Annotated in this window: 2 protein-coding genes; one reads left to right on the top strand and one right to left on the bottom strand. The window is 35.1% G+C overall.

What is annotated here, in order from left to right; translation table 11 throughout:
- Positions 1–245 precede the first annotated feature (245 nt).
- The gene (locus HSISS2_RS08490) at positions 246–545 is read right to left on the bottom strand and encodes a YbaB/EbfC family nucleoid-associated protein (RefSeq protein ID WP_002884818.1); all 300 of its coding nucleotides are present in this window, start codon (positions 543–545) and stop codon (positions 246–248) included.
- 341 nt (positions 546–886) lie between these two features.
- Here HSISS2_RS08490 and HSISS2_RS08485 point away from each other — a divergent pair, with 341 nt between their 5' ends.
- Entirely contained in the window at positions 887–1,381 is a 495-nt protein-coding gene (locus HSISS2_RS08485; protein ID WP_167546416.1) for a hypothetical protein, read from the top strand.
- The last annotated feature ends 275 nt before the right edge of the window (positions 1,382–1,656 follow it).

Genomic DNA, 1,656 nt, shown 5'->3' with positions numbered 1-1,656 from the left:
TTATGTGAATTATCCTACTTTGGAAAGCTCATTAGATTCAGCTAGCATTTACTTAGGTCAAAAGAATCGTTCTAAAGAAGCAAACGAAGAAGATGCTCAGTCAGGCCTTGGTCTGGTTGAGGAGTGACAGTTTTAATTAATGACGACAAAAAGACTTGGACGTGATTTGTCCAAGCCTTTTGTTTTATGATTGATTTGCGAAATAAGTGCATAGAAAAAGGAATTGCAAGATTCCTTTAAATTCTTTAGAATGGCAATTTACCTGCAAAGGCACCCATTGATTTTTTAGTCGCTTCGTCAATTTGTCCGAGAGCATCATTAAGTGCTTGAACAGTCATATCTTGGAGTGTTTCCACATCATCAGGGTCCACAACAGCATCAGCAAAAGTGATGTTAACCACTTTTTTGTCACCAGTTAATTCAGCAACGACCAAGTCTTGGGCTGATTTTCCAGTGAAGGTTGTAGCAGCCAACTCAGCTTGGCTTTTTTCCATTTGTTTCTGAAGCTTTTGAGCTTGCTTCATCATGTTTTGCATGTTCATCATAATATTTTCTAGATTCCTTTCATACCAAGGGTTTAGCCCCTGTTTGTTAAAATTTGATGCCTTATTTTGCCTAATAGAAGAGGCAGTCAAAACCTCAACTATTATACCATGTTTGGCTTGATTGACAAAGTAAGGAGGCATACTGAAGAGAATCTGGCATTATAGGTGCGTTCAGTCTGTTTAGAACAAAGTTATCAAGAGGTTTTAGCAAAAAACTATTGGACCAATTACAAAAGAAAGAAATTTTTAAATTGTAAGACTTGTGATGAATAATATAAAATGGTTTATTGTTAATCCAGTCAACATTTGATTGGAGATAGAAAAAGAAAGAGAAGATGACAATGCAAAAAAGAATTATTTTAGGGCTTTTTGTGGGACTACTTACAGTCTTGTGTATGAGTCTCTATACTTATTGTAATTTAAAATTTAACTCTGTTTATTATGCTCAGCATATTCCTCATAAGAAGGGGACAGAACCGGATTTAGTTATGTTGATAGAGAATATGGACTGGATTTATACACCGGAGATTGATGGTATTCGATACGACAATGATGGAACAAACGCTATTATAAATACTAAAAGTAAATCTTTTCTAACAAAATCCTTAGGAAGCTTTTTATATGATAAAGATAATATGACTGTCGGTTTTGACAGTAGGTTTAGATTTGAGGACGTCAGTTATTTCTCAGAAGAAGCAAAAAGAGTTCAAGTTAATGAATCGAAAATTAAACAAGAGATTAGGGAAGATTTTTCCCCAATTATGAAGGTTCAAACAAAACCTTTTATCAATCTTCAGTGGTTGTTTAATTTACTTTATCAAAGTAGGTTTAATTAGAAACGCTAATCCTACAGAGTACTTTTGGGTTTATTGGCCTGAAGGACAAAGTGGAAAAAGTATGCGATTTAATGGGCCTATTTCCTTGGGATTTATGACGGCTAACTTTTGAAAACACCTCGTTTTTATGCTACTATGAAAGTTATGAACAGACAGTTACAAGGCTTGACTCAGATGGAGGTCAAGCGGCGGATAGATGCCGGAAAACAAATCATTTTTAAAGCAAAAACTGGCTCCAGTAATTGGGAGATTTTAGGCGTAATGTCTTAACTCCT

It is taken from the genome of Streptococcus sp. HSISS2 (assembly GCF_000448665.1).
GTDB lineage: Bacteria > Bacillota > Bacilli > Lactobacillales > Streptococcaceae > Streptococcus > Streptococcus raffinosi.
The sequence above is the reverse complement of the archived record's forward strand: the minus strand, read 5'-3'. Positions and strand labels throughout refer to the sequence as shown.